The organism is Actinotalea sp., assembly GCF_041597215.1.
Taxonomy (GTDB): Bacteria; Actinomycetota; Actinomycetes; order Actinomycetales; family Cellulomonadaceae; genus Actinotalea.
In genome coordinates this window covers 1-4,191 of sequence record NZ_JBFHHB010000265.1, presented here as the reverse complement: position 1 = coordinate 4,191, position 4,191 = coordinate 1, and the positions used below count along the sequence as shown (strand labels likewise).

At 72.9% G+C, this 4,191-nt stretch carries 5 protein-coding genes and 1 pseudogene; 3 read left to right on the top strand and 3 right to left on the bottom strand.

What is annotated here, in order from left to right:
• Positions 1 to 1,383: Ig-like domain-containing protein (locus tag ABWK99_RS14255; protein ID WP_372595364.1), on the top strand; the 1,383-nt coding region annotated here is incomplete at its 5' end.
• A gap of 131 nt (positions 1,384 to 1,514) precedes the next feature.
• Here the strand turns inward: ABWK99_RS14255 and ABWK99_RS14250 are convergent.
• Positions 1,515 to 2,003 (bottom strand): ATP-binding protein, encoded by a 489-nt coding sequence (locus ABWK99_RS14250; protein ID WP_372595363.1) that lies wholly within the window; start codon positions 2,001 to 2,003, stop codon positions 1,515 to 1,517.
• 331 nt (positions 2,004 to 2,334) lie between these two features.
• Between ABWK99_RS14250 and ABWK99_RS14245 the strand changes: the two genes are divergently transcribed.
• Positions 2,335 to 2,571, top strand: a complete 237-nt coding sequence (locus tag ABWK99_RS14245; protein ID WP_372595362.1) for a hypothetical protein — start codon at positions 2,335 to 2,337, stop codon at positions 2,569 to 2,571.
• A 28-nt stretch (positions 2,572 to 2,599) separates the two neighbouring features.
• Here ABWK99_RS14245 and ABWK99_RS14240 read toward each other — a convergent pair whose 3' ends face one another.
• Positions 2,600 to 2,857 (bottom strand): hypothetical protein, encoded by a 258-nt coding sequence (locus ABWK99_RS14240; RefSeq protein WP_372595361.1) that lies wholly within the window; start codon positions 2,855 to 2,857, stop codon positions 2,600 to 2,602.
• Positions 2,858 to 2,936: 79 nt separating this feature from the next.
• On the bottom strand, positions 2,937 to 3,872 hold the full coding sequence (locus ABWK99_RS14235; RefSeq protein WP_372595360.1) for a hypothetical protein: 936 nt from the start codon (positions 3,870 to 3,872) through the stop codon (positions 2,937 to 2,939).
• 71 nt (positions 3,873 to 3,943) lie between these two features.
• Here ABWK99_RS14235 and ABWK99_RS14230 point away from each other — a divergent pair.
• Positions 3,944 to 4,191 (top strand): annotated as a pseudogene (locus ABWK99_RS14230) (ATP-dependent DNA ligase); the annotation flags it as partial.

The following is a 4,191-nucleotide window of genomic DNA, read 5'->3' as shown; positions in this document are numbered from 1 at the left end:
CTGAGCCTGAGCGGCCGAGGAGTGAGCTCCGGCGGGTGGACCTCCCTCGTCGCACCGTTCGACCTGGTGGCCACGAGTCCTCGGCTCGACGACTCCGCCGCGACCGGCGCCTCGCCGTCGGTGATCGCCTCCGGCGACCTGCGCTACGTCGGGTTCACCTCGACCGCACCCCAGCTGGTCGCGGCCGGGAGCGATCCGGCAACGGCGGGCAGCGGCTCCGTCGGCATCGGCATCGCGGTCGACGGCGAGTGGTCCTCGCTCGGCACGAACACGATCCCGGTGATCGACACCGACATCGACGGGGACGGGACGCCCGACCTCGAGACGATCATCTGGAAGTACTCGGCCGACATGGACTTCACCACGGTGGAGACCTACGAGATCGTCGAGAGCGGTGGCGGCCTCGCCCTGGGTGCGCTCCTCGACCTGAGCCCGGTCAACGGGCTGTGGGCGGATCTCGACACGAGCGTCTTCGACAGCAACGTCGTGGTCGCCCCGATCACCCTCGACGCGGTGGGCATCACCCAGGGCGACACCCCGACGTTCCAGGTCTACACGGTGTCCACCTACGCCTCCGACCCGAGCGGGGTCCTGGACGCGGTCCCGCCGTTCACCGTCGACCCGTTCGCCCCGACGACCTGGTTCGACGGCGGGGTCGCGGACGCGCTCTGGTACCTCGACGCCGACGGCGTCGAGCTCACGGTCCACCGCGCTGAGGGAGCGGGCGACGGGTCGCTCCTCCTGCTGCACACGCACAACGGCGCCGCCTCGCGCGCCGAGGTCGTGGAGGTGAGCGCGACCCGGGCCGCGACCACCACGACCGAGCTCTCGGTCGCCGGCGCGACGACGGAGACCGGGACGCAGACCCTCACGGCGTCCGTCGCACCGGCCGAGGCCACGGGATCGGTCCGGTTCCTCGACGGCAGCACCGAGCTCGGGACCGCACCCGTCGAGGGTGGCACCGCGACTCTCGAGGCGAGCCTCGGCGTCGGGGAGCACAGCCTGAGCGCCGAGTACCTTCCGGCGAGCGCCGCGTTCCTCGCGTCGACCTCCGCTGCGGTCACCTGGAGCGTCACCGCGCGAGCGACGTCCACGACCCGGGCGTGGGCACCGGCGGTGATCTCCTCGCGCGCGACCCCCTGGGTGACGGTCATGGTCCGGTCGACCTCCCGCCCGACGGGAACGGTCACGGTGAGCGAGGGCGGGACCGTGCTCGCCGACACGAGGATCGTCCCGCTGGGGACCACGGGGGTCGCCGTCGTGCGCCTGCCGCGACTGAGTGCCGGCGTGCACCACCTGACCGTGCAGTACGAGGGCAGCACGACCGTCGCACCGTCGTCGACGTCGGTCGACCTGCAGGTCGTGGCCTTCGGGAGGCACTGACCAGGAGACGGGCCACGAGGGGGCAGGGGCCCGGCGTCACTCGCCGCGGGGCCCCTGCCCGATCCGTCGACCCCGGGCCGCGGGGACAGGCGGACGTGACAGCCGGACCTGGGCGACCTGCCGGTCGGCGGTCAGAACTCCGAGCGGTCCAGCTCGAACCAGACCGTCTTGCCGCCCTCGGCGTGGTTCTCGACCCCCCAGCGCTGCGACATCGCCTCGACGATCGCCATCCCCCGTCCGTTGAGGTCGGAGGGCGCGGAGTGCAGCACGACGGGAGCGGACGCCGCGCCGTCGCTCACCGAGACGCGGACGGAAGTGCTGTCGACCGTGAGCGCGAGGGCGACGGGGCCACCGTCGGCCCCGTGCAGGACGGCGTTGGTCAGGAGCTCGCTCGACAGGAGCTCCAGGATCTGGCCGAGCACGCCGTTGAGCCCGTGGCCCGAGGCACAGCCGACCACCCAGTGCCGCCCGACGGCGACGGACTGTCGATGACCCGGAAGCACCACGGTCTGCTCGGCGTCGGCCGGGGGCGCCGGGGAGGGCATCTCCACGGAGTCGTCGACCCCGACGAGACGGAGGGTCCGACCGGAGGTCGTGCGACGCTCGCGATCGCCCGGCATCCATCCTCCCTCGAGGTCTCGGTCGGTCGAGTCGCGCACGTCAGAACCCTGCCAGGGCTGAGCCCCTCGGATCCTCCGGCGCGCCGACACCCTCCGATTTCACCATCCTCCCGTGCCCACGTCTGCCCCTGCAGCGGGCGAAGTCCGGGTGAAATCCGGCCCCGGACGCCCTCCAGGTGCACGCATACCCGGCCAGAGGGTGCGTCCGGGGCCCCCAGGGCCGGGAAGGGTGCGCGGAGGGAGCCCGTCCGGGGGCCGCAGCACGTCCGCGGATGTGCCGCCTGGGCCGGAGGGCTGTCCTTGCGGGCCGCGAGGGGCGACACTGGTGTCAATGTCCCCTGCCCCTGCCGGCCGTCCCCGGTACCTCGCCACCAGTCCCTTCAACGCCTCCCGCGCCGCGGAGGTGACCGAGGTCGTGCCGATCTCGGTCGGCCAGTCGGTCTCCCACGACCGCCACGGCCTCGGAAAAGCTGTCGCCGTCGAGGGTGATCGCGCGGTGATCATCGACTTCAGCGGACGCGGTCTGGTCCGCGTCGCCCTCGACAGCCCTCGGCTGCACCGGCTGTAGGCCGCCCGCCGCTCCGACCCCGCCTTCGTCAGGGCAGGGCGATGAGTCGCGGGATCCCGGGGGGTGCCGCGGCGGAGAGCTCCAGGTACTTCGCCTCGGCGCGATGCAGCCTGACGTGCTCGTCGAGCGTCCACGTGGGTCCGTTGCGCAGCACGGTCCCGCACGAACACTCGAGCCAGACCGTCCCGTCGGGGTCGGTCTGCAGCGTCCCGACGGTGTAGTGCGTCGACCGGGCGCGGGCCTTCGCATCCCTCAGGGCAGCGCTGACCGGCTCGTCACTCGTCACGGGTCCAGTCTGTCGCATCAGCGCGAGCAGGGCGCACCGTCGCCGGTCACGGGGCCGGTCGAACCGTCGCGCACCGCTCTCAGCCGAGCGCCTCGCGCAGTGCCTGCTCCCCGGCCGAGCCGAGGGGCACCGGCAGCTCGAGGACGCCGCCGATCCGGATCGTGCGCACCCCGTGGTAGTCCGGGTGGTCGAGGATCTCGAAGGGGTTCGCCCGGTCGACGGGGATCATCGTCCTGGCGATCGAGTGCACGGGGCGCGCACCTCGCACCCACCACGGCCGACGGTGCAGCACGACGAGCTCTCGCCCGTCGGAGCAGACGATGGCGCCCTGGAGCGTCATCGGCCACAGCCGGTGGCCGATCCGGGTGACGATCCCGGCTGCGTCGGGCGCCACCGGCTCGACGCGCTCGCGGGGGTGGGCGCCGAGCAGGTGCATCGCCGGCTCGGCTGCCACGAGCGCGCGGTACTCGGTGACCAGCGCCACGTCGGGGCCCAGCTCACGCAGGCCGAGGGGGATCGGGTGAGGATCGCGCTCGGGGCCCGGACCACCCACCCCGGTGGTCCACGAGGCCCGCACCGTGTCGACGAAGCCGCGGATCAGGTCGCGCGAGGAGCCGTTGTAGGACACGCGCAGCGCCGGGCCGTCGCGCACGGTCAGCACGAGCCGACCATCGAGCAGGTCGACGCTCTCCTCGATCGCCAGCAGGTCCTTGGCGGCGACGGTGCGCCGGTGGACCCCACCGGACTGCGAGGGGGCACGGGTGAGCAGCACGACGATGTCGTCACGGAACACCAGCAGGTGCTGGTAGAGGTCCATCGACGGGTTCGCGTCTCGGCGGGAGATCGTCCGCGGCACCTTGAGCATCGCCTGCGCCGTGTGCGGATCGCCCGCGTGGGGTCGGAAGAGCCGCGGGACCTCGTCGGCCTCGGACACGGGGAGCACCCAGGGACCGAAGGCGTCGAACTCCTCGGTCCGCTCCATGGGCTGGGGCTTCGCCCCCTTCGCTGCGGGCATGAAACGACCCTACGCCGGGCCGCACGCCTCCGCGCGGTGTACCGGGATCGGCCCCGGACGTACGCTCAGGGATGCCTTCGACCTCGCCCGCCGTCGAGCTCACCGTCGGGGACCGCAGCGTCCGGGTCTCCAGCCCCGATCGTGTCGTCTTCCCTGCACGAGGCGTCACCAAGCTGCAGGTCGTGGAGTACGTGCTCTCCGTCGGCGAGGGGATCCTCGGTGCGGTACGCGACCGACCGACGACGCTGGAGCGCTGGCCCAAGGGTCTCGTCGAGGGGGCGCACCTGGCGACCCGCGCCGACCCGAAGGCCGACGCCTT